Annotated in this window: 24 protein-coding genes; 11 read left to right on the top strand and 13 right to left on the bottom strand. The window is 28.0% G+C overall.

The window, feature by feature from the left end:
- Nucleotides 1-26 precede the first annotated feature (26 nt).
- The 5 genes from CXF68_RS13570 to CXF68_RS13550 all read right to left on the bottom strand — a co-directional run bounded on the left by CXF68_RS13570 (nt 27) and on the right by CXF68_RS13550 (nt 5528).
- The gene (locus CXF68_RS13570; protein ID WP_232771659.1) at nt 27-1508 is read right to left on the bottom strand and encodes an LTA synthase family protein; all 1482 of its coding nucleotides are present in this window, start codon (nt 1506-1508) and stop codon (nt 27-29) included.
- Between the two features lie 588 nt (nt 1509-2096).
- Nucleotides 2097-2657, bottom strand: coding sequence for an L-threonylcarbamoyladenylate synthase (locus tag CXF68_RS13565; protein ID WP_101045529.1), 561 nt, complete (start codon nt 2655-2657; stop codon nt 2097-2099).
- A gap of 2 nt (nt 2658-2659) precedes the next feature.
- Nucleotides 2660-3676 carry a hypothetical protein gene (locus tag CXF68_RS13560; protein WP_101045527.1) on the bottom strand — a complete coding sequence of 339 codons (1017 nt, stop codon included), beginning with the start codon at nt 3674-3676 and terminating at the stop codon, nt 2660-2662.
- Nucleotides 3676-4689: a glycosyltransferase family 2 protein gene (locus CXF68_RS13555; RefSeq protein ID WP_101045526.1), complete on the bottom strand. Its 1014-nt coding sequence runs from the start codon at nt 4687-4689 to the stop codon at nt 3676-3678. Before CXF68_RS13555 ends, CXF68_RS13560 begins: the two co-directional genes overlap by 1 nt.
- 23 nt (nt 4690-4712) lie before the next feature.
- The gene (locus CXF68_RS13550; protein WP_101045524.1) at nt 4713-5528 is read right to left on the bottom strand and encodes a 2,3,4,5-tetrahydropyridine-2,6-dicarboxylate N-succinyltransferase; all 816 of its coding nucleotides are present in this window, start codon (nt 5526-5528) and stop codon (nt 4713-4715) included.
- A 201-nt stretch (nt 5529-5729) separates the two neighbouring features.
- Between CXF68_RS13550 and ruvX the strand changes: the two genes are divergently transcribed.
- The 5 genes from ruvX to CXF68_RS13525 all read left to right on the top strand — a co-directional run bounded on the left by ruvX (nt 5730) and on the right by CXF68_RS13525 (nt 8939).
- Nucleotides 5730-6140 carry a Holliday junction resolvase RuvX gene (ruvX, locus tag CXF68_RS13545; protein WP_101045521.1) on the top strand — a complete coding sequence of 137 codons (411 nt, stop codon included), beginning with the start codon at nt 5730-5732 and terminating at the stop codon, nt 6138-6140.
- Nucleotides 6141-6195: 55 nt separating this feature from the next.
- Nucleotides 6196-6783: a peptide deformylase gene (gene def / locus CXF68_RS13540; protein ID WP_101045518.1), complete on the top strand. Its 588-nt coding sequence runs from the start codon at nt 6196-6198 to the stop codon at nt 6781-6783.
- A gap of 21 nt (nt 6784-6804) precedes the next feature.
- Nucleotides 6805-7224, top strand: a complete 420-nt coding sequence (locus CXF68_RS13535) for a DUF5606 domain-containing protein (RefSeq protein WP_101045516.1) — start codon at nt 6805-6807, stop codon at nt 7222-7224.
- 3 nt (nt 7225-7227) lie between these two features.
- Nucleotides 7228-8007, top strand: a complete 780-nt coding sequence (gene mazG / locus CXF68_RS13530; RefSeq protein WP_101045514.1) for a nucleoside triphosphate pyrophosphohydrolase — start codon at nt 7228-7230, stop codon at nt 8005-8007.
- 167 nt (nt 8008-8174) lie between these two features.
- Nucleotides 8175-8939, top strand: a complete 765-nt coding sequence (locus CXF68_RS13525; protein ID WP_157821934.1) for a hypothetical protein — start codon at nt 8175-8177, stop codon at nt 8937-8939.
- A gap of 7 nt (nt 8940-8946) precedes the next feature.
- On the opposite strand, the gene CXF68_RS13520 is transcribed toward CXF68_RS13525, so the two are convergent.
- From CXF68_RS13520 to CXF68_RS13510, 3 genes are all read right to left on the bottom strand, one after another.
- Nucleotides 8947-10611 carry an ABC transporter substrate-binding protein gene (locus tag CXF68_RS13520; RefSeq protein WP_101045507.1) on the bottom strand — a complete coding sequence of 555 codons (1665 nt, stop codon included), beginning with the start codon at nt 10609-10611 and terminating at the stop codon, nt 8947-8949.
- Nucleotides 10541-11053 carry a PaaI family thioesterase gene (locus CXF68_RS13515; RefSeq protein WP_101045505.1) on the bottom strand — a complete coding sequence of 171 codons (513 nt, stop codon included), beginning with the start codon at nt 11051-11053 and terminating at the stop codon, nt 10541-10543. The genes CXF68_RS13520 and CXF68_RS13515 overlap by 71 nt, the downstream gene beginning before the upstream one ends.
- A 169-nt stretch (nt 11054-11222) precedes the next feature.
- A complete protein-coding gene (locus CXF68_RS13510) occupies nt 11223-11720 on the bottom strand; it encodes a GNAT family N-acetyltransferase (RefSeq protein WP_101045502.1) in 498 nt (165 codons plus the stop codon).
- 128 nt (nt 11721-11848) lie between these two features.
- On the opposite strand from CXF68_RS13510, the gene mtaB reads away from it, so the two are divergent.
- From mtaB to CXF68_RS13485, 5 genes are read left to right on the top strand one after another with little or no spacing between them, the layout of a single operon-like run.
- On the top strand, nt 11849-13183 hold the full coding sequence (mtaB, locus tag CXF68_RS13505) for a tRNA (N(6)-L-threonylcarbamoyladenosine(37)-C(2))-methylthiotransferase MtaB (protein ID WP_101045499.1): 1335 nt from the start codon (nt 11849-11851) through the stop codon (nt 13181-13183).
- Between the two features lie 36 nt (nt 13184-13219).
- Entirely contained in the window at nt 13220-13966 is a 747-nt protein-coding gene (locus tag CXF68_RS13500; protein ID WP_101045496.1) for a DUF6438 domain-containing protein, read from the top strand.
- Complete coding sequence (locus CXF68_RS13495) at nt 13966-14637, top strand: alpha/beta hydrolase (RefSeq protein WP_101045493.1); 672 nt, start codon at nt 13966-13968, stop codon at nt 14635-14637. Before CXF68_RS13500 ends, CXF68_RS13495 begins: the two co-directional genes overlap by 1 nt.
- 22 nt (nt 14638-14659) lie before the next feature.
- Complete coding sequence (locus CXF68_RS13490) at nt 14660-15562, top strand: lytic transglycosylase domain-containing protein (protein ID WP_101045490.1); 903 nt, start codon at nt 14660-14662, stop codon at nt 15560-15562.
- Complete coding sequence (locus tag CXF68_RS13485) at nt 15562-15771, top strand: hypothetical protein (protein WP_101045487.1); 210 nt, start codon at nt 15562-15564, stop codon at nt 15769-15771. The genes CXF68_RS13490 and CXF68_RS13485 overlap by 1 nt, the downstream gene beginning before the upstream one ends.
- Before the next feature lie 70 nt (nt 15772-15841).
- Here the strand turns inward: CXF68_RS13485 and CXF68_RS13480 are convergent, their stop codons facing one another.
- The 5 genes from CXF68_RS13480 to CXF68_RS13460 all read right to left on the bottom strand — a co-directional run bounded on the left by CXF68_RS13480 (nt 15842) and on the right by CXF68_RS13460 (nt 17596).
- Nucleotides 15842-16042 (bottom strand): YwbE family protein, encoded by a 201-nt coding sequence (locus CXF68_RS13480; RefSeq protein ID WP_101045485.1) that lies wholly within the window; start codon nt 16040-16042, stop codon nt 15842-15844.
- 87 nt (nt 16043-16129) lie between these two features.
- A complete protein-coding gene (locus CXF68_RS13475; protein ID WP_101045483.1) occupies nt 16130-16321 on the bottom strand; it encodes a cold-shock protein in 192 nt (63 codons plus the stop codon).
- Nucleotides 16322-16554: 233 nt separating this feature from the next.
- Nucleotides 16555-16746 (bottom strand): cold-shock protein, encoded by a 192-nt coding sequence (locus tag CXF68_RS13470; RefSeq protein WP_064968137.1) that lies wholly within the window; start codon nt 16744-16746, stop codon nt 16555-16557.
- A gap of 233 nt (nt 16747-16979) precedes the next feature.
- Nucleotides 16980-17171: a cold-shock protein gene (locus CXF68_RS13465; RefSeq protein ID WP_064968137.1), complete on the bottom strand. Its 192-nt coding sequence runs from the start codon at nt 17169-17171 to the stop codon at nt 16980-16982.
- Nucleotides 17172-17404: 233 nt separating this feature from the next.
- Nucleotides 17405-17596, bottom strand: a complete 192-nt coding sequence (locus CXF68_RS13460) for a cold-shock protein (RefSeq protein ID WP_064968137.1) — start codon at nt 17594-17596, stop codon at nt 17405-17407.
- An 864-nt stretch (nt 17597-18460) separates the two neighbouring features.
- Between CXF68_RS13460 and CXF68_RS13455 the strand changes: the two genes are divergently transcribed.
- The gene (locus CXF68_RS13455; RefSeq protein WP_101045481.1) at nt 18461-23374 is read left to right on the top strand and encodes a PKD domain-containing protein; all 4914 of its coding nucleotides are present in this window, start codon (nt 18461-18463) and stop codon (nt 23372-23374) included.
- Nucleotides 23375-23384: the final 10 nt, after the last annotated feature.

The following is a 23384-nucleotide window of genomic DNA, read 5'->3' as shown; positions in this document are numbered from 1 at the left end:
ATTATTCTGTAAAGATGATTATTAAATTATTTTTTATTATTAAAATATAAATATTTTGTACTATGATAAAAGGAACTAAGCAAATCATCCATCTTTTTAGTTAGTTCTTTATTTTTTTTACTAATATCTTTTAATGAATTATTTTTCAAATTTATTAATTGATACTTTTTATTATAAACTGTTTTATAATAATATAATGAATCTTTAATAATACCAGAAGCTGGTTCTCCTTTTATATTTCTACAGATAAAAGAAAAAGGTTTTTTTTGTAAACTATCTAAAACATTACGCCCCAATGTATAATTAATATGATCTTGCTTTATTAAACTCATAACTGTTGGAACAACATCTACTAAATGAGCATTTTTTGTTATTTCTTTAGGTGCTACTAATTTTGGTGCATGAATAATAAAAGGAACATTATGCATTAAAAGACCTAATTGAGCATGAGTTGGTCTAAAATGTGTTACTGTATTCATTGCTGTTTGATGATCTCCAAAAAAAACAAAAATAGTATTATCGTAATATCCTGATTTTTTAGCTCTCTTTAGAAATTCATTTATATTAAAATCTAAATATCTAAGCGCATTTAATTGTGCTACTGATTTAAATCCAGACTCTTCAAGTACCTTTTTATCAATATCTTGTTCTTTCAAAGGAATATAACTTTCTTTTTTTTCGGGCACCGTAAACGGCATATGATTGGTAGCCGTTTGTAAATATGCTACAAATGGCTTCTTTGAATCATGTATTTTCTTAAATATTTTATCAGCTTCTTTAAATAAATCATAATCATCTATCCCCCAAACATCAGCTCTATTCTCCTCTTCATAACTACCTTCTTCATAAATTTTTAAATCATTAATATTTGCCTGAAAAACTGCTCTAATATTCGCCCAATTAGCACTACCACCTAATAAGTATAATTTTTGATAATCCTTAAACTGATTAAATAATACTCGTTGGTTTATAATCATCGGGTTTCTTGAAGCAGATTTTACATTATCAATATCTGGTAAACCTGTTATACTACTAAAAACACTTCCTGCCGTTGTTGCTTTATGTACATAATGATTGGTAAAACTGATACTCTCTTTCATTAAACTATCTAATACAGGTGTACTCTTAATAGGGTTGCCATAGTAACTTAAAGATGCATTACCTACAGACTCTAGCATTACAAAAACAACATTTGGTTTATTTTTTATAGTATCCTTAAAGATACTTTTTCTTTCAAAATTAATAGAATCAGAATTAACACCTAAATAATTATTAATTATAGGAGCGTATTTTTTTGTTTTCTCAATACTGTAACTTTCATTTCTAAACTTAAAACTATCAAAAAAATATAATACAGGGTTCAATGAAAATTGATTCAAATCTTTATTACTCGAAAAAAAAGCTTGACTCCACCTTAATGGATAATGCTGTAAACTGCTATATACTCCAAAAGTCAATACTAATAATGTAATTATTGAAAATATAACTTTATTCTTTTTTGTTGACACAAAATTGGTTTTTGAAAATTTAGTATAAAGCCAACTATGATATTTTATCAACAATAAAAAAAATACTAAAATTACAGTTATTCCCTTATAAACAGGATAGCTTTCCATAAAAACTTGAGTAGAAATTTTTAAATTTTCCAAAAAACGTAATGCACTTGCATTGACTCTTAAATTTAAATAACTATAATGACCAAAATCAAACAAGTAAAAAGATAAAATAATCAAATACAAAAGACTCGTATATATAAGATAAATAATTTTACCAATTTTCTTAACAAAAAAATATTTGGATATAAAGTAACCGAAAGCTATCGGTACAAAAGCTAATATTGCTAACTTTAAATCGAATCGAATACCAAAAGAAATAGCTTGGATTAAATCACTGAAATCAACAGTTAATTTACCAATAAACAAACTATAAAAAGCAATTCTTAATAGAGTAACAAAAATGAACAAACTTAAAATGTTTACATATAAAAATTTTAAGTAATTGGGTGTTTTATAACGCATAATAGTATTAGGTGTAAATAATCAAAAAATAAATTTTAATAGAAATTCTAGAGGTGATTATCACAAAGAAATTAAATTTTACTCTCGGATTATTTTAATTTCATTAGTTGTTGTTAATTTTAAAATTGTAGATGATTTAACTACTTTTTTATTTAACTGCAAAGCTACTACATAATCTACACTTTGTAAAATAGCGTCACTTATTTCTGTAAATGATTTTGGAGTTGGTAATCCACTAATATTTGCAGAAGTAGAAACAATGGGTTTCCCAAACTCACTTATTAGTTTTAAACAAAAATCATCCTGTGGTATTCTAATAGCAATGGTATTATCAGAAGCTATTGTATTTTTTGCCAATTTTTTGGGGTTGTTATAAATAATTGTAGTTGGCTTCTCTACTGTTTTTATAAGTTCTATTGTTTCTTCAGTAAGTATCTCTATGTAATTTTTTAACATAGCTATTGAATCTACCAAAATAATTAAGCTTTTAGATTCCTTTCTGTTCTTTATTTTATAAACCTTCTTTACAGCATCTTCACTTGTAGCATCACAACCTATACCCCATACAGTATCTGTTGGATATAATATTGTTTCTCCATTATTTAAAGTTAATAATGCTTTTTGAATATCTGCATGCATAATTAATAATTCAATTGAATAAAATCAATGTACTTTTTCTGATATTCATATATTTCATGAATATCTTTCCTTTTATCTTTTATAACTTTAGATTCGTCAAAATTAAAATACTCTACACGAATGTCTTTTTTATAAATCAATTTTAATGTTATTAACGCTGTTGTAATAGTTCCTACAACATGAACTGGGTATTCATTACGTAATATAAAATCTAGCTCAATATTAAACTCATTCCTTCTTATTTCGCAATTAACATATTGCTTTATTTCTTCAATTTCAGCATTAGACTCTCTACCATGTGGTATATATATAAGTTTTTTTTCTTTATATAATTCTGCTATTTTCTTTAAGGTTATTAAATAATCTTTCAAATTAACAATACCAGCGCCTACTATATCTGTACCTATAATATACACTTCGTTTGAAGATTGTGGAATAGCATTTACTTTTAATGATTTAAACCAATCTAATTCATTTTCAATTATAACTTGATTAGGGTAATTTGGTAAATCATAAAACGTATAAAAACCAACTTTACTAACTTGTTTTTCTATTTTTACACCATAAACATTATAAATAAACTTAACAAAATCATACTTAAATCCCTTTTTATTTTTCCCTTTAAACAGAGAAAATCTTTTTGTTAAATTATTTGTGTCTCTAAATTCTTTAGCTATATTAATAGTTGCATTTCCATCATCTAAAAGGTATAGATGATTATAATTTAAATTATTCACAAAATAAGAAGCTATAGGAAAAGCCCTTGTAAATAAATAATCATACTCTTTTTTTTGTAATTTTAAAATTAGTTTTAGCCAAGATAAACCGTATGACGATTTTCTTTTAGTTCTAATTATTTCATTCCAGTCCCCTGATTTTTCAATTAAATAATTAATGGTACTCTCATCACTCTTACTTGCTTTAATGATTAGAATCGTTTTTTTTATATTAAATTGATTTCTAGCTTCAATAGCCCCCAATAATTCTAACGGTTTTGAAATAAAAAAAATTGAACGCATTATTTAGGGAATTGAGTTGAACGAAAACTTAACCAAGTTTTATTTTTTAATGCTTGAAAGTAATAATTCTTCATATTAATTAATAAATGATATTGAATGTTTAATTTAGGGACAAAGAAGAAAATAAAACCTAAAAATCCTAAAATTAATTTTGAAAAGATATTCTGACTAATTAATAAAACTTGACTAATACTTTTAGATAAACCCTTAAAGTGAGTATTAACATATATATGTTTTGAAATTAACACTTGAGATTTTGTTAACGCTGTTGTTATAACATTTATTCTTGAAGCTCCTCCATGATTATGGATAATAGAGACATCTTTTAATAAACAGATTTCCCCCCCTAAGTCAGTTACTTTTTTACATAAATCTACATCTTCAAAATACATCCAATAATTTTCATTCCACTTACCTATTTTATGAAACCAAAGTTTACTAATAAAAATAGTTGAACCTGATACCCAATCAGGAAATATCTTTTTCTCATCTGAAATCACTATTTTTTTATAACGATCATTAACTAACCTGAAAACAGCTCTCGATAATCCAAATAAAGTAAACATCTGAGGAAAAATTCGTATTGAGTCTTCTAATTTACCTTTACTATTTGTTTGACTAGAAGAAACTATTCCGAAATTAGAATTCTCTTTTAAAGTCTTTAACATTTTCTCCAGTGCTTCTACATTTACTATTGTATCTGGATTTAAGAATAATAAATAATTACCTTTACTCTTATTTGCACCTGTATTACACCCATTAGAAAAACCGTTATTCCCTGAATTTTCAAAAAACAAAACATTTTCATGATTTTTAGAAAAATCAGTTAACTTATCATCATTAGAACAGTTATCTATAACAATAGTCTCAAAAGAGAATGTCTTTTGAGTTATTTTCTTTAATGAATTTAAACAATTTTGAAGATCACTCCAACTTTTATAATTAACAATTATAATAGATACATCTACGTTGTTTTCATCTTTATTAAAATTTGAAGGATCTTCAATAATCATTTTAAATATGTTTTGCTATACTTTTATACCGCTACATCATACTCTCTAAGAGCATCGTTTAACGAAGTTTTCTTATTTGTACTTTCCTTACGTTTACCAATAATTAATGCACACGGTACTTGATACTCACCTGCAGCAAATTTTTTAGTATAACTACCAGGAATTACTACTGAACGAGCAGGAACTACTCCTTTCGTTTCAACAGGTGTATCACCAGTAACGTCTATAATTTTGGTACTCATTGTTAAAACTACGTTTGCTCCTAAAACAGCCTCCTTCTCTACTCTAACACCTTCAACAACAATACAACGAGAACCTATAAAAGCTCCGTCTTCAATAATTACTGGAGCTGCTTGTAATGGCTCTAAAACACCACCAATTCCTACTCCACCAGATAGGTGTACATTTTTACCTATTTGAGCACAAGAGCCAACTGTAGCCCATGTGTCAACCATTGTACCTTCATCTACATAAGCTCCAATGTTTACATAACTAGGCATTAAAATTGTTCCTGATGAAATATATGCTCCATGACGTGCAACTGCATTTGGTACCACACGTATTCCTTTTTCTTTAAAGTTTCTCTTTAATGGAATTTTATCATAATATTCAAAAATACCAGCTTCTAAAGTTTCCATTTTTTGAATAGGAAAATATAATACAACTGCTTTTTTAACCCATTCATTTACTTGCCATCCATTATCTGTAGGTTCAGCTACTCGTAACTCACCAGCATCTAATAAATCAACAACTTTTCTTATTGTATTAATCGTATTATCTTCTTTTAACAAATCACGATTATTCCACGCTTTTTCTATAATAGATTGTAATTCTGTCATCTTTAAAATTTTCTTCAAATATAAAATCTCTATTTCTATATTACGCGAATATACATTTTTTAAACAACTCTTTTTTTCTTGTTTAAATTACTTGTTTTACGTTTAAAAAACGTAAATAATTAGCATATACTTTAACTAATTTTAAAATTAGCAATTTTATAGAAACTTAACTATTATTTTTGTAAAAAATTAAAAACAAATTTGGGAAGAGTTTTAGCCATAGATTTCGGAAAAAAAAGAACAGGAATAGCTGTTACAGATGAACTACAAATTATTGCTTCTGGTTTAACAACAGTCAATACAAAAGAATTAATTCCTTTTTTAAAAGAATATATTAAAAAAGAAAGTGTAGATTTATTTATACTAGGTAAGCCGAAGCAAATGGATAATACAGATAGTGAAAGTGAAGCGTTAATTATACCTTTTTTACAGAAATTAGAAAAAGCTATTCCTAATATTCCAATAAAACGAGAAGATGAACGTTTTACCTCTAAAATGGCTTTTCAAACAATGATAGATAGTGGATTAAATAAAAAACAACGTCAAAACAAAGCTTTGGTTGATGAAATAAGTGCTACAATCATTTTACAATCATATTTGTACAATAAATAATTTTATAGACAAACCATTCTTTGTATTTTCGCATTCTTAAAAAAATTAAAAAAACATGATTTTACCCATTGTTGCATACGGAGATCCCGTATTACGTAAAGTAGGACAAGAAATCGATAAGGAATATCCTGAGTTAGAAAAATTGATTGCTAACATGAAGGAAACCATGTATAACGCTAATGGTTTAGGATTAGCTGCTCCACAAATTGGAAAAGATATCCGTTTATTTTTAATTGACGCTTCTCCTTTTGCAGATGATGAGAATTTATCAGAGGAAGATAGAAAAGCTTTCGAAAACTTTAATCGTGTATTTATTAATGCTAAAATTATTAAAGAAGAAGGTGAAGAATGGGCTTTTAACGAAGGTTGTTTAAGTATTCCTTCTGTTAATGAAGATGTTTTTCGTCAAGAAAAAATTACAATTGAATACCAAGATGAAAACTTCGAAAAGCATACGGAAATTTTAAGTGGTTTAACAGCAAGAGTTTTTCAACACGAATACGATCATATTGAAGGTATATTGTTTACGGATAAATTATCTTCTTTAAAGAAAAGGTTAATTAAGAAAAAATTAGAAAATATTTCTAAAGGAAAAGTTAATGCTGATTATAGAATGCGCTTTCCTAATGCAAAGAAAAAATAAAATATAAAGACATTAAAACATATGGAATTTAACAAAATTATATCTGTAACAGGAAAACCTGGTTTATTTGAAATTTTATCACAAACAAAAACTGGTGTAATTGTAAAATCAATTATTGATGGTAAACGTTTTCCTATAACAGCTACTCATAACGTAAGTTTATTAGAAAATATAGCTATCTATACTTATGAAGAAGAAGTTCCTTTAGCTAAAGTGTTAAAAAACATAGCAGATAAAGAAGATGGTAAAGAAGCTATATCTCATAAAGAAAGTGCTAAAAAATTAACATCTTACTTTAGTGAAGTTTTACCTGGATTTGATGAAGAACGTGTATACGCATCAAATATTAAAAAAATTATTCAATGGTATAATACTTTAGCTAATTCTGATTTTGACTTTAGCTCTTTAGTAGAGGTAGCAACAACTGAAGAAGAAGAATAAAATATGAATACTCGTAAGCAACAATTAGACGCTTTTAATCGTTTATTAGATATTATGGACGAACTTCGTGAGAAGTGTCCATGGGATAAAAAACAAACCTTAGAAAGTCTACGTCATTTAACTATTGAAGAAACTTACGAACTAGGAGATGCTATTCTAGAAAATGACTTAGAAGAAATTAAGAATGAATTAGGCGATGTGTTATTACACATCGTCTTTTATGCTAAAATAGGTAGTGAAAAAAAATATTTTGACATTGCTGATGTTGCTAATTCAATTTCTGATAAATTAATTCATCGCCATCCACATATTTACGGCGATGTAGTTGTTGAAAATGAAGAAGAAGTAAAACAAAACTGGGAAAAACTAAAGTTAAAAGAAGGAAAAACATCTGTTTTAGAAGGAGTACCTAAAAGTTTACCTGCCTTAGTAAAAGCTAGTAGAATACAAGAGAAAGTTGCTGGTGTTGGTTTTGACTGGGAAGAACCACAACAAGTTTGGGAAAAAGTACAAGAAGAAATTTCTGAGCTTAATGAAGAAATAAAAGCTGGTAACATAGAAAACACCGAAAAAGAATTTGGCGATGTATTATTTTCTTTGATTAACTATGCCCGCTTTATTAAAGTAAACCCTGAGAATGCTTTAGAGAAAACGAATAAAAAATTTATCAACCGCTTTCAATACTTAGAAAAAGCGGCAAAAAAAGAAGGGAAAGAACTTTCTGATATGACTTTAGGTGAAATGGATATACATTGGAAAAACTCAAAAGAGTTTTTCAATTAATAACCTACACTACTCTTTTTAAGGTTACTCTTTATCTTATTAAATAATTAAACATCACATTTAATAACACTTAAAAATATACATAATTAATCAATTATACTTACAAACTTTCTGTAGGTACTAAATTACTTTAAATGAGTAAATAACCTTATAGAAAATCAACAAAAATGAAATTACAAACAATACTTTTTTTGGTTATAACAATTGTTTCTACATTTCTTTGCGTTAGAAGAATGAATTCTAAAGGATGTATTTCTTTTGGTTATATTGGTTTACTTATTTTAAGTATTAACGCCTTCACTATTTTTTCATGGTTATTTATGTGTAATAGTTTGAAAGATATTTATACTGTATCAGTGTCCGAAAATAAATATTATGCTGAAGTTGTTAGTACAACTAGTGAAGAGCATTATAATGATGAAAGTGGTGAATACCAAACAATGTATACACCTACAGTTAAATTTACGACCAATACAGGGAGTTTAATTCATAAAGAGTTAAATTTTTCTACATCAAATAAAAAAATTGGTAAAACATATAAAGTCCATTATGATGAAACAAATGATACTATCATTACTCTTGGCTTTACAATGATTATTAAAACTGTTGGCGCTTTTATTTTTTGCTTTGTTTTTTCGTTCTTATTTATAGGACTTTTATTTTTTATTTTAAATCACCCGATGGATAATTATAAAAACCTAGCATCATTAATTGGTTTTTATTTTTTCGTTCCTTTTCTAATGATTGGTTTTGATTCATTACTTATTTACAGTATTTTTTATGGTAATTCTGTTCCTTTCTTTGTAATAATTTTATTACTCTTCTTTATTTCTATTTTATCCTTAGCTATAGTCGGTTATATAAAAATGTTATTATCAGAAGGTATGCCTAAAATGAAACGTGCTGGGCCTGGTAAATGGGTAAGTCGATAATATTATTTTACTCTTTTCTAACCGTTTTCAAGCTTAATAAATCAATAGGATTAATACCTAAACCTTTTATATTTTTTTGACTAAAACGAATTACTTCATCATAATATAGTGGTATTATCGGCGCTTCTTCAATTATGATACTATCCATTTTTTGATATAATTGATAACGTTTTTTAACATCAACTTCTTTTATTGACTCTTCATATAGATTATCGAAAATTTCATTTTTAAAATGAGTGTAATTTGGCCCATTTGGGGTAAAATTCTTACTATAAAACAATGAAACATAATTTTCTGCATCAGGATAATCAGCAATCCAACTCGCTCTAAAAACAGGTAATTTACCACTCGCCTTCCCTTGTCGTAAAGTAGAAGGTGGAATTACATCTACCTTTGTTTGTAATCCTATATTTTGTAATTCACGTTGAATAAATTCACATAAATCTAAATAATTTCCATTTGTAGTTATAGTTATTTCAGGGTTTTCATCTCCCGTTTCTTTTACATATTGTAAAACTAAAGCAGCAGCTTTTTCAGGTTGATATGTATATCCTTTTTGGTTATTAAATGACGGTAATCCTTTAGGGATAAATCCACTCGTAGCAGGTGTTCCTATTCCATTACGTAAAAATTTAATCATTTTTTTACGGTCAAATCCGTAATTTATAGCCTGTCGTATTAATTTTGATTTTGTTGGATATTTAACTTCCCCCTCCATATAAACACCTAAATACTCTGTATTTAAATAAGCTCCCGTTTGCATTATAATTTTACCTTTATGCTTTTCCTTTAATGTTCCATTAGTATTTAAAATATCATCTTTATAAGAAGCGTCTAAACTTTTCATAAAATCGATATTCCCTTGAATAAACTGTAAAAATTCACTTTGTTTATCTGGTAAAAAAGTAATTGCAACTGCTTCTAAATATGGCAATTGTTTTCCTTTTATATCTTTTTCATAATATAATGGGTTTTTACGTAAAACTAACTTGGTGTTTTCAACCCATAATTTAAACTTAAAAGGTCCTGTACCAATAGGATTTGCTCTAAAATTATTACCAAAATACCTTACCGCTTCTTTAGGAACTACTGAACAATATTTCATTGCTAGTAAACCTAAGAAAGGCGGAAAAGCTTGCTTTAAATTTATGATAAAAGTAGAATCATTTTCTGCTTTAAAACTAGCTACATTTTGTAATACCCAACCTCCAGGAGAAGCTACTTTTTTATTTAATAATCTATTAAATGAAAATTCAAAATCATTTGCCTTAACTATTCTTGTTGAATCTTTTCCAAATAATAAATGTTTATGAAAATACACATCATTTCTAAGCGTAAATTTATAGGTCTTTCCATCTTCAGAAATCGTCCAAATTCTCGCTATATCAGGTTGTACACGTAAACTATCGTCTAACTGTACTAACCCATTAAATAATTGATTTACCGCCCAAATATTACGCTGATCTTTTGCAAATACAGGGTCTAGTGATGTTATATTTGAATGTTCATTATAACGAAAAACCTGTGAGTCAGCAAATTGATTCTTTTCTTTTGAACAAGAAGAAATTATTATTAAAATAAAAAGTATCCTACTAAATAGCTTACTTCTTTTTACGCTTGTCTTTATAGTATATTTTATCTGCAATGTATATCGTTTTAGAAACTTCTGCATAAACAGTTGAAGCCTCTTTATTTGTTATCTTAATGTTTTTTATTAAATCTATTTCTTTTTCACGAACTACTCGTTCTTTTATTTTTTGAATTTCATCTTTAGTGAAAATAAAATCAACATATGAGTTTTCTTTTGCTGGTCTTTTAAACTTAATACTTGCACTTTTGTCCCAAACTACGTAATCATTCCCTAAAACATTCATTAACTGAATCATAAATATAGGATCAGTAGCTGAGAACAAACTTCCGCCAAATATAGAACCTACATAGTTTTTATTTTTATAACTAATCGAAATTTTAACTTTCACATTAAGTAAATCATCAGATACTTTAATAATCTTACCTGTAGACCGACGATACATTGGTGATATATTAAACCCGTATTTAAAAATAACATGCTGTTTTAAAAACTTATTTAATACTTTTGAAATTGCTGCGTACATTTATTTGTTACTATTTTAAGTCTATATTCACCTTCTACCTTACAAATTCGTAGTTGATATTATTCATATCACTTTTCTCTTCTCATATCTCTAGATTCTGTATGTTACATATTGTTTTTCCTTTGAAAAATTACAGCTAACATAATATGATGACATTAAAAAACTTCTATCATAGGAGTAATTCATATTTTGTTTCAGGTAAGCCTATATCTTCACTTATAAACTTTTTAACTTCTACAAAATTAAATCTTTTTAAGATTTTAGAGGAAGCGATATTAGCATCAACAACATAAGCCACAATTTTTTTCATTCCTACAGATCTACAATAAGTAATTAATCCTTCACAAATTTCAGTAGCATAACCATTACCCCAATATTCTTCAATAAATCGATACCCTATCTCGTCATCTATATTATCCTTTACTAAAGCTACTGTTCCTATAAAAACAGTATCATTTTTTCTTTCTACTGCATAAATAAAAAAATAATTTAATCTCTTTTCATACCTCGCTATTAAATTTTTTAATTCTTTTTCACATGTAATAATTGTTTTTATATCGCCTGTTGCATATTTTAAAACTAACGGATTACTTTCTAATTTAAAAAAGCTGTCTAAATCAAACATAGTAAGTTTTCTAATCAGTAGTCTTTCAGTTTCAAAAATCATGAATAAAATTGTAATTTTGCAGTTAATAAATGCTGTATAAAGCAGGTTTATAAAAATACACTATACGAACTTCTAAAAAAATAAAGACTTATACAAGACTTTTGCTTTTTATTAAGGATATTAAAAGAATGAATGCAGATAAAAAAGTAGCTTTTTATACGTTAGGATGTAAATTAAATTTTTCTGAAACCTCTACCATTGCTAGAAGCTTTGTAAACGAAGGATTTGATCGTGTTGAATTTGATGAAAAAGCAGATGTATATGTAATTAATACATGTTCTGTTACAGATAACGCTGATAAACGTTTTAAATCGATTGTAAAATCTGCTTTAAAACAAAACGATGATGCTTTTATAATTGGTGTTGGTTGCTATGCACAATTAAAGCCTGAAGAGTTAGCAAATGTTAATGGGGTTGATTTAGTTCTAGGAGCTACCGAAAAATTTAACGTTACTAGCTATATTAATGACTTAACCAAAAATGATATTGGTGAGGTACATTCTTGCGAAATTGAAGAAGCTGATTCTTACGTAGGTGCTTATTCTATTGGAGATCGTACACGTGCTTTCTTAAAGGTACAAGATGGTTGTGATTATAAATGTACTTACTGTACTATTCCACTTGCTCGTGGTATTTCTAGATCTGATACTTTAGAGAATGTGTTAAAAAACGCCAAAGAAATTTCAGAAAAAGGAATTAAAGAAATCGTTTTAACTGGTGTTAATATTGGTGATTATGGTAAAGGTGAGTTTGGTAATAAAAAACACGAACATACTTTTTTAGAACTCGTAAGAGAATTAGATAAAGTTAATGGAATTAATCGTTTGCGTATTTCATCTATTGAACCAAATTTATTAAAAGATGAAACAATTGATTTTGTTTCAAATTCTAAAACATTTGTTCCTCATTTTCATATCCCATTACAATCAGGTAGCGATGATTTATTAAAAAGAATGAAGCGCCGTTATTTAACGAGAACCTACACTAATAGAGTTTTTAAAATAAAAGAAGTAATGCCAAATGCTTGTATTGGTGTTGATGTTATTGTTGGTTTTCCTGGTGAAACAGATGAATTATTTTTAGAGACTTACAATTATTTAAACGAAATGGATATTTCGTATTTACATGTATTTACCTATTCTGAAAGACCAAATACTGAAGCCGTTGAAATGGATGGTACAATTCCTAAAAAAACACGTGCAAAACGCAGTAAAATGTTACGTGGCTTATCCGTTAAAAAGCGTAGAGCTTTTTATGAAACTCAAATAGGAAATACATTAACAGTACTTTTTGAAAGTGAAAATAAAGAAGGTTACATATATGGTTTTACAGAAAATTATGTAAAAGTAAAAACCCCTTGGAATCCTGAATTAATAAATACCTTACATACAGTAACTTTAACTAAAATTGATGAAGATGGTTTAGTTCGCTTTAACTTTGTTAAAAACCAAGTTATTGCTTAAATTGTGAGTAGTTATTAAATTACTAAAAATAAAAATATGAGATATTTATTACTATTATCTTTTGCTTTAACATTAGCTTGTAGTGTTCCTAAAAAGGAAACAAAAATAAAATCTACAAAAATTGAAGAAAAAAAAGTTATACTAAAGAAAACTGTTGATATACCTAAAACAATAGAAAACGAACTTATTGTTATTTTTAAAAACCCTAAAAATATTGAAGGTGCTAAATCTTTAATTGAAGATAGTGGTTTATCTTTTCAAAAAATGGTGTATGATAAAAATACATCAAAAATTGGAGTTATTACTGTACCTGAAGGTAAAAGAGCTTTTTGGTTAGAGAAATTAAAAAAAACAAACGCTTTTAAATTGGTTAATATCAATACTGATAAAACAGTAAGTAATTTAATTAAAATAGAAGAAAATACTCTTGTAAGTATAAAAAAAACACCCTGTTCCGGTGATTGTGCTGTATATGAACTTTCTATTGATAAACAAGGAAATGTAATCTACAAAGGTATAAAATACGTACTTAAAGAAGGAAAACATGAATTTAAGCTTTCTGAGAAAGAATTTGAAAAGCTAAATACTATGTTTAGTGCAAAAGGCTTTGAAAACTTTAAAGATGAATATGACGACCCTAGTATTGTAGGTTTAGCAAATACTTTTATAACCTATAATGACAAACAAGTTAAAATTCGTTTATGGAGAGATATTCCTGATGAGTTAATTAATATTCATGAATATATTGAAAGTATTTTGTTAAATAAAAAAATGATAGAATAATGCAAAAAACTCACGTGTATTTTGTGCCTGGTTTAGCTGCCAATTCAAAAATATTTGAGTATATTTCTTTGTCTGAAGATCATTTTGAACTTCACTTTTTAGAATGGTTATTACCTAACTCTATAAATGAAAGCATACAAGAATATGCACAGAGAATGTGTAATAACATTCAACATACAAATATTATACTCGTAGGTGTTTCTTTTGGAGGTATTATGGCACAAGAAATGAGTAAGCTAATTCCTTATGAAAAGTTAATTATAATCTCTAGTATAAAAAGCAATAGTGAATTACCTAAACGCTTAAAATTAGCTCAAATAACAGGTGTCTACAAACTTTTTCCTTCAAAAATCATAGCTAATATTGAAAGTTATGAGCATTATTTTTTTAATGATTATTTAAAAAAAAGAGCCGAATTATACAAAATATACTTATCAATAAGAGACAAACAGTATTTACAATGGGCTATTTATAATGTATTACACTGGCAACAGGAAAAAGCAATACAAAACATAATTCATATACACGGAAATGATGATGAAGTTTTTCCTGCAAAACATATAGAGAATTACATTGAAATTGAGAATGGAACTCATATCATGATTTTAAATAAAGCTAAAAGTATTTCTAAAATTATAGAAAAGGAATGTTTTAATTTATTAACTTGTTAATTGAAAAGAAAAATTAAATAAAATGAAAAAATATATACGATTATTCTCATTTATAGCCATTGTTTTTGTAACGATTTTATTTACAAATACAATAAGTAAATCTAATGAGCCTGAAATAAAAAATGTGGCTGAGAGTTATGAAATTAGAGCTGTTAAAACACCTGATAATATGGAACTCGCAGGAGAACCTGTACCCTTAAATAAAGCTGATATTAAAGAGCGCATGGATCGTGAACTATTAGTAAATACCTATTGGCAATCTAACGGGCTACTACTTATAAAGCGTGCAAATAAGTTTTTTCCTATTATCGAACCTTTATTAGAAAAATATGGTTTGCCTGATGATTTTAAATACTTATGCGTTGCTGAAAGTGGTTTGATTAATATTCCTTCATCAAAAGGAGCTGCTGGATATTGGCATTTTATGCCTGCCACTGGTCGTGAGTATGGTTTAGAGGTAAACAAAAATGTTGATGAGCGTTATAATCTAGAAAAATCAACAAGAGTTGCTGCAGAGTATTTAAAAAGGGCAAAAAGAAAATTAGGTTCTTGGACCTTAGCTGCTGCTGCTTATAATGCTGGTAATGGTAGAATATCTCAACGTATGAGACAACAACAAACCAATAATTATTATGATTTACTTTTAAATGCTGAAACAGGTAGGTATATTTTTAGAATTTTGGCTTTAAAAGAAGTATTATCAAATCCAAAAAAATATGGTTTTGTTTACGATCAAGAAGATTTATATACATTCCCTCATACCTATGAAGTTAAAGTAGATACTACTATAACTAATATTGCAAACTTTGCTAAAAATTGCGGAATTACTTATAAAGATTTAAAGCTAGTGAATCCTTGGTTACGAGAAATAAGGCTTAATAATAAAAGTAGAAAAACTTATACTATAAAAATCCCTGTTCATTAATGAAGAAAGTAATGCCTTATGTATATCTAATTATAGGTTTTTTTATTTTATTTGGAACTATTTCTATTTTTTTTAATAATCAAGAAGAATACAGAGTCTTATTCAATTTTAAAACAGATAATAAATATATATTCTTACTTGTAAGACTATTATTTGCAAGTTGGTTTTTAATAGATGGTGTAAAAAAACTAAAACAACACAAGGTTTAATAATAAAAGCTCATTCTATATAGAATGAGCTTTTATTATATATTTCATTAACAAAGTAAAAATATTAAACTTATTCTTCTAATACCTTTTTTACTCTCCCTACAATACCTGATTCTAGTTGAACTTTAATTCCGTGAGGATGTTGTGCTGAGTTTGTTAATATTCTACTCACAATTCCTGAGGTTAATTCTCCCGTTCTTTGGTGATTTTTTTGCACCACATCAACGCTCCCCCCTATTTTTATATTAGTTCTATTTTTCCCGTCCTTCATTATAACTATTTACTTATTAAAAATAAGGAAGCCTATCAACTAATTGATAGGCTTCTCTTAAAAGTTTATTCTGATAATAATAATATATTATAATACTCTTACGTCTACAGCGTTTAATCCTTTTTTTCCGTCTTGTAATTCAAATTCAACTTCGTCATTCTCGCGAACTTCGTCAATTAATCCTGAAACATGTACAAAATGTTCTTTGTTTGATCCTTCTTCTGTGATAAATCCAAATCCTTTTGATTCGTTGAAGAATTTTACGGTACCTTTATGCATAATAAAAAATTATATGTTGTTTAGCTTAAGTGCTTACAACGTTTATTGAATTGCAAAGATAATGCCAACTTTTTGATTTTCACTTACAAATATTATTTCTTTCTAAAAAAACATACCTAATGTAAAACTTAGGTATCTTACAGAAAACGATAAGTTTATTTAAAAAACAAAAAAGCCTATCAATATTGATAGGCTTTTTTTAAAAAGTTTACTCTGGTAATAAATAATATATATTATAATACTCTTACGTCAACAGCGTTTAATCCTTTTTTTCCTTCTTGTAATTCGAATTCAACTTCGTCATTCTCACGAACTTCGTCGATTAATCCTGAAACATGTACAAAATGTTCTTTGTTTGATCCTTCTTCTGTGATAAATCCAAATCCTTTTGATTCGTTGAAGAATTTTACGGTACCTTTATGCATAATAAAAAATTATATGTTGTTTAGCTTAAGTGCTTACAACGTTTATTGAATTGCAAAGATAATGCCAACTTTTTGATTTTCACTTACAAATATTATTTCTTTCTAAAAAAACATACCTAATGTAAAACTTAGGTATCTTACAGAAAACGATAAGTTTATTTAAAAAACAAAAAAGCCTATCAATATTGATAGGCTTTTTTTAAAAAGTTTACTCTGGTAATAAATAATATATATTATAATACTCTTACGTCAACAGCGTTTAATCCTTTTTTTCCTTCTTGTAATTCGAATTCAACTTCGTCATTCTCACGAACTTCGTCGATTAATCCTGAAACATGTACAAAATGTTCTTTGTTTGATCCTTCTTCTGTGATAAATCCAAATCCTTTTGATTCGTTGAAGAATTTTACGGTACCTTTATGCATAATAAAAAATTATATGTTGTTTAGCTTAAGTGCTTACAACGTTTATTGAATTGCAAATATAATGCCAATATTTTAATTTTCACTTACAAATATTACTTTTTTATAAAAAACATATTTTCTGTAAAACTTAAGTGTCTTACAGAAATAGATTCGTTTATTTAAAAACAAAAAAGGCTATCAATTAATTGATAGCCTTTTTTTAAAAAGTTTACTCTGGTAATAAATAATATATATTATAATACTCTTACGTCAACAGCGTTTAATCCTTTTTTTCCTTCTTGTAATTCAAATTCAACTTCGTCATTCTCACGAACTTCGTCAATTAATCCTGAAACATGTACAAAATGTTCTTTGTTTGATCCTTCTTCTGTAATAAATCCAAATCCTTTTGATTCGTTGAAGAATTTTACGGTACCTTTATGCATAATAAAAAATTATATGTTGCTTACTTAAGTGCAAACAACGTTTATTGAGTTGCAAATATACTGCCTATATTTTAAATTCTACCTATAAAATAATTTTATTTCTATTTATTTTCTAATATGCCTATTTATCTTTTTTAAATTTTTAGAAGAACAGCTATTAAAGCAGCATACTTATAATATAGATTATCAATAATATCATAGACTCTATTTTAAAGTTTACTTTAGTAATACTTATACGTTAACAGCGTTGAACCCTTTTTTTTCTTCTTACAATTTGAATTAAACTTTTTCACTCTCAATAACCTCGTCTATTAATCCTTAAAATTTTACAAAACGTTATCTCTTTAATTCTTCTTCTTAAGTTACAATCCCAAATCCTTTTAATTTATTTAAAAACCTCCTGTATATTATCTTTTATAATATTTATTAAACTTTAAATATAAAACTCATTTTCATTAAAATAAATACTAATTGAATCACAAACACGAATTAAGTATTTCGTAATATTTAAACTATTTATTTCACTTATCAATAATAAAACTAAACTACTCACTACATATAGTCATATTACACAATGTATTAATAAAAATATACCATCATCAGTTTTACCTAAATTGATTAATAAATCATGGAAATTTTGTTAATCTAAACTAAATATTATCTATTACTAATACTATATATCCTTAACAATTACTCAAAGCATTCATATCACAGGTATTTTTGTATCATTATGCATTAACTACCTTTTTATCAGAACAATATCACTCATAACTGAAATGAATTAAATGATAAAAAAAGCATATTAGATTTAATTTAAAAGTTTAATACGTTAAAAATAAATATAACAAAAACCAAAATGTAATCATGATTAAAAACTTTTTATTAGTCGCATTCTTTACCATTTCTGTGAGTGGAACTTTTGCTCAGAAAAAAGAAATTGGATGTGGTGTGAAATTATCACTAAAAGAACAAAAAGCTTACAAAAAAGCAATTTTAAAGAATAAACAACTAAAAAGCAGAAAAAGAGTACAAGGATCATATAAAATACCTGTTGTTTTTCATGTATTAAATAACGGAGGGTCTGTTACTCGAAAAAATATGGAATGTCGAATTAATGATGTCATGGAAGTTGTTAATAAAGATTTTCGTGGAGAATTCCCTGGTTTTAATACAACTGATTCTAGATTTGATGCCGTAAAAAGCAAGATGGATAATATTGAATTTATCTTAGCGAAAGAAGATCCTGATGGTAATTTATTAGAATACCCAGGAATGAATTGGTTAGCAGATAGCAATCTTGTTCAAGATGGTTATGATAACAAAATCACAGGAGATCAATGGTGGTGGGGTAAAAATGGTAAATACTATTTACAAGTATTTATTGTATCACACTCTAACGGAATGGATGAAGGTGAATATCAATCTGGACATGCTTTTTTACCTGTTCAAGATGCATTTCCTAGAGTAGTATTTAATTGGAGATACGTAGGTAGAGCTTCTGCTTGTCCTGATAATCCTTCTGAAAGTAATATTGGTTTTGAAAAAGTTATGACTCATGAATTTGGACACTATTTTGGTTTAAAACATACTTTTAATGACAGTAATAAAACGGAAGGAACGTGGACTGAAGAAAATGATGGTATTGATGATACACCTCCTACTTTAGGCTCTGAAGGTTGTACTAGAGATGTATTAAATGTGCCAGGAGTATATCCTAATTTAGAAAACCACATGGATTATAATACTTCATGTCAAAACATGTTTACTGTTGATCAAGTTGCAATGATGAATATGTGGTTAGAAGATACAAATACAGCTCCACACCCAAGAAGTTTACTTTGGCAATCTAACAACCTTATTGCAACAGGTATAACACCAAGAGTTCCAACAGCTATATTTACTAGTAATGAAACTGCTGTATGTATTAATAAGAATGTTATTTTCAATGATGTATCTACAGGTTTACCTAGTTCTAGATTTTGGACTTTTGAAGGCGGAACACCATCAACGTCTACAGCCATAAACCCTACAGTTACTTATAATACTGTAGGTAAATACAAAGTGACCTTACAAGTAACAAATACCTCTGGAACAAACACTACCGAAGCTGTAAATTATATTGATGTTAACCAATACACAACAACTGATACAACTGAAGACTTCTCTAGTATTTTTCCTGCTAAAGGATGGACTATTACAAATCCTGACGGAAAATTAGCGTGGGAAAAACGTACCGATGTTGGTAATGGTGATTCTTATTGTATTATAATGAATAATGCAGATAATGCAGTTACAGGAGAAGAAGATTATTTAAGATTACCTTTTTATGATTTTACTGGAGCAACAAAGGCGCAAATGTATTTTGATGTAGCTTATGTTAAATTTGACGCTAATAGTCCTGATATTTTAAAAGTAGAAGTATCTACAGATTGTGGAACAAATTGGAATGAAGTGTATTCAAAAACTCATACCGAACTAGAAACTACCATATCTGCATTATCTCCAAATGATTGGATTCCTAATGAAGAATCACATTGGAGAAAAGAAATTGTAGATTTAAGTGCTTATGACGGTTACTCTAATTTAACATTTAGATTTAAAAATATATCTGGATACGGAACTAGAATTTGGTTAGATAACGTTGCTATTTCTTTAAAAAATGATATTGCTCCAGAAACTGGCTTCTATACCAAAACAAGAAACTCATTATGTAGCAGTGAACAGGTCGCATTTTTTGACACATCAAATGCTACTCCAACTTCATGGGCTTGGGAATTTCCTGGAGGAGTACCAGCAACTTCTAACCTTCAAAACCCTATAGTTGATTATAATGGTGCAGGTTCTTATGATGTTACGCTTACAACAACAAACATATATGGTAGTAATTCTGTTACTCAAACAGCTTTTGTTGTTTTAAAAACACCCAAATCACAATCATTTACTGAAGATTTTTCTGGCACCTTCCCTCCTACTGATTGGCAAATTCGAAATTTTGATAGTGGATTACAATTTGAACAAGGAAACGCAGGAAATGGCGATAATTTATGCATGATAATGAATAACGCTGACAACTCTACCATAGGCGAATTAGACGAAATTTTATTGCCTTCATTAGATTTATCAGTAGGTGCTACTGACTTTTATTTTGATGTAGCTTATACTAAATTCGATAATGATAGCCCTGATAAACTAAAAGTTTTAATATCTAAAGATTGTGGTGTTACTTGGGTTACATTGTATGAAAAAACTCATACCGAACTAGAAACGACAGAAGTTTTAGATAATCCAGAAACACCAAATAATGAAGCCAACGACTGGGTTCCTTCGCTACCTGAACATTGGAGAAAAGAAAGAATTATTCTTAATGACTATCAAGGAGAATCGAATGTATTAGTAAAATTTGTAAATGAATCGGGATACGGAACTCGTATTTGGATTGACAATGTAAGTATTACAACTGACAGTCAAGAAACACCTTCTTCTGATTTTGAAAAAGAAGACAAAGGAGTTTGTCAAGAAAGTAATGTTCAGTTTACCGATTTATCTACAGGAATACCTACCGCATGGACCTGGATACTTGAAGGGGGAACACCTGCTACTTCTACAGAACAAAACCCTTTAATTACTTATAGCCAATCTGGTGTTTACAAAGTTGAATTAACAGCTAGTAATACTTTTGGTACAGGAACAACTACTATTAAAACATCATACATTACCGTAAAAGGAACTAACTCTTTACCATATACTGAAAGCTTTGAAGGAGCATTTCCTATTTCAGACTGGGAAATTATTAACCCAGATGATGATGCTATTCTTTGGGAAAAAAGAAGTGATGCTGGTAACGGAGATTCTTCATGTTTAGTTATTAACAATGCAGATAGTCCTACTGGTAAAGTAGATGAATTAATATTAAAACCTTTTGACTTTTCAGTTATTGGAGATAAAAAAATGGAATTTGATATAGCATACACTAAGTACAACAATACACATACACCTGGTGTTATTAGCCCTGATAACTTAATCATTCTAATTTCGACAAATTGTGGTGCAACATGGACTGAAGCATACAACAAAGATCAAAATGAATTACAAACTTTTGAAGTTTTGGATGATGTTTCAACTCCAGATATAACAGAACCTAATGACTGGATTCCTACATTGCCAGAACACTGGAGAAAAGAAACTATCGATTTAAACACTTTTGATGGTAACCCTAATGTTTTAGTAAAATTCAAAAATATTTCGGGATATGGAACAAGAATTTGGATTGACAACTTAAGTTTAAATTCTACCATTGACGCTACTTATATAACTTGGACAGGGAATACTGATAATGATTGGAATACATCAAGTAATTGGAGTAGCAATACAGTACCAACAGCTACAAGTATTATTACTATTCCTAATGGTTTAACTAATTACCCAACAGCAAATACGGCTGTAAATTTTAATACTTTAACGATTAACTCTGGTGCTTCTTTTATTCCACAAAGTACAGTTACAGGTTCAGTAACATACAGAAGAAATATACCAAGTACTAATTGGTATTTAATTTCTTCACCTCTTGCTGGTCAAACTATTGAAGATTTCATTACAAATCCAAATCATACTTTAGCCTCGGGAACAAGCACCAACATAGGTATTGCTCCTTTTAATAATAATAGTCTTACAAGTGCTTGGGATTATCAATCAGCAACCTCAACTGGAGCTATTCAAAATGCTAAAGGCTATTCTTTAAAATTAGCTAACACTGGTGATATTTCATTTACGGGAACATTAAACACTTCTAATGTAAATATTAATATCAATAACGGCGCTAGAAACGATTTTAATTTACTTGGTAATCCTTTTGCAGCATATCTTAGTTCATCAATATTAGCATCAACGAATACACTTGAACTTTCAGAAGAAACAGTTTGGTTATGGAATGGTACTCAATATGTAGCTCATAATACTTTAAACCCTATTCAAATTGCACCTGCACAAGGTTTCTTTATAGAAGCAAACGTAAGCCCTAATACGAGTACTATTTCTTTTGCTGCTTCTAATCAAACACACCAAAATACTAATACATTTAAAAGAGAAATTCCTAAACAATCTTTAGAGCTATTTGTAGAAAACGGGACTCATAAAAAATCGACTAAAGTGTTTTATATTGATAATAAAACTACTGGTTTTGACAATGGTTATGATTCTAAATTGTTTGGAGGAACTACTAATGAATTTGAATTATTTACAGAATTATTATCAAATAATACAGGAAATAAACTAGAGATTCAATCTTTACCAAATAGTAATATTGAAACAATGGTAGTTCCTGTTGGTTTAACAACTGAAGCTGGTAAAGAATTAACATTTTCTATTAATTCTAAAAATTTCCCTGAAGGAATTAATGTTTACTTAGAAGATAGGTTAACGAATACATTTATTAACCTATCAGAACAAAGTCATAAAATAGTTCTAGAAAATGCAGCCAAAGGAATTGGGCAGTTTTACATTCATACTACATCTAAAAAATTAGAAAACATAATTATTACACAAGATTTGCAAAATGTAAGCATTTATAAATCGGGTAATGATAATTTAACTATTGCGGGGTTACAAACAGATAAAGCATCATTAAGTATGTACTCTATATTAGGTAAGAAAATTATAAGTACACAGTTTAAATCAACTGGAGTTCATGTAATTCAACTACCAAAAACTTCTGTAGGTATTTACATTATTGAATTAACGTCTAGTTTAGGTAAAATTAATAAGAAAATTATTATAGAGTAATTAAACACAA

Source organism: Tenacibaculum sp. Bg11-29 (genome assembly GCF_002836595.1).
Lineage (GTDB): Bacteria > Bacteroidota > Bacteroidia > Flavobacteriales > Flavobacteriaceae > Polaribacter.
This window is presented reverse-complemented; position numbering and strand designations above follow the sequence as displayed.

Coding starts and splice junctions, on each gene's coding strand:
- CXF68_RS13565 (WP_101045529.1), bottom strand. CDS start 2,657: ATGCATGCAGATATTCAAAAAGCATTATTAACTTTAAATAATGGAGAA.
- CXF68_RS13560 (WP_101045527.1), bottom strand. CDS start 3,676: ATGCGTTCAATTTTTTTTATTTCAAAACCGTTAGAATTATTGGGGGCT.
- CXF68_RS13555 (WP_101045526.1), bottom strand. CDS start 4,689: ATGATTATTGAAGATCCTTCAAATTTTAATAAAGATGAAAACAACGTA.
- CXF68_RS13550 (WP_101045524.1), bottom strand. CDS start 5,528: ATGACAGAATTACAATCTATTATAGAAAAAGCGTGGAATAATCGTGAT.
- def (WP_101045518.1), top strand. CDS start 6,196: ATGATTTTACCCATTGTTGCATACGGAGATCCCGTATTACGTAAAGTA.
- CXF68_RS13535 (WP_101045516.1), top strand. CDS start 6,805: ATGGAATTTAACAAAATTATATCTGTAACAGGAAAACCTGGTTTATTT.
- mazG (WP_101045514.1), top strand. CDS start 7,228: ATGAATACTCGTAAGCAACAATTAGACGCTTTTAATCGTTTATTAGAT.
- CXF68_RS13525 (WP_157821934.1), top strand. CDS start 8,175: ATGAAATTACAAACAATACTTTTTTTGGTTATAACAATTGTTTCTACA.
- CXF68_RS13520 (WP_101045507.1), bottom strand. CDS start 10,611: ATGCAGAAGTTTCTAAAACGATATACATTGCAGATAAAATATACTATA.
- CXF68_RS13515 (WP_101045505.1), bottom strand. CDS start 11,053: ATGTACGCAGCAATTTCAAAAGTATTAAATAAGTTTTTAAAACAGCAT.
- CXF68_RS13510 (WP_101045502.1), bottom strand. CDS start 11,720: ATGATTTTTGAAACTGAAAGACTACTGATTAGAAAACTTACTATGTTT.
- mtaB (WP_101045499.1), top strand. CDS start 11,849: ATGAATGCAGATAAAAAAGTAGCTTTTTATACGTTAGGATGTAAATTA.
- CXF68_RS13500 (WP_101045496.1), top strand. CDS start 13,220: ATGAGATATTTATTACTATTATCTTTTGCTTTAACATTAGCTTGTAGT.
- CXF68_RS13495 (WP_101045493.1), top strand. CDS start 13,966: ATGCAAAAAACTCACGTGTATTTTGTGCCTGGTTTAGCTGCCAATTCA.
- CXF68_RS13490 (WP_101045490.1), top strand. CDS start 14,660: ATGAAAAAATATATACGATTATTCTCATTTATAGCCATTGTTTTTGTA.
- CXF68_RS13485 (WP_101045487.1), top strand. CDS start 15,562: ATGAAGAAAGTAATGCCTTATGTATATCTAATTATAGGTTTTTTTATT.
- CXF68_RS13480 (WP_101045485.1), bottom strand. CDS start 16,042: ATGAAGGACGGGAAAAATAGAACTAATATAAAAATAGGGGGGAGCGTT.
- CXF68_RS13475 (WP_101045483.1), bottom strand. CDS start 16,321: ATGCATAAAGGTACCGTAAAATTCTTCAACGAATCAAAAGGATTTGGA.
- CXF68_RS13470 (WP_064968137.1), bottom strand. CDS start 16,746: ATGCATAAAGGTACCGTAAAATTCTTCAACGAATCAAAAGGATTTGGA.
- CXF68_RS13465 (WP_064968137.1), bottom strand. CDS start 17,171: ATGCATAAAGGTACCGTAAAATTCTTCAACGAATCAAAAGGATTTGGA.
- CXF68_RS13460 (WP_064968137.1), bottom strand. CDS start 17,596: ATGCATAAAGGTACCGTAAAATTCTTCAACGAATCAAAAGGATTTGGA.
- CXF68_RS13455 (WP_101045481.1), top strand. CDS start 18,461: ATGATTAAAAACTTTTTATTAGTCGCATTCTTTACCATTTCTGTGAGT.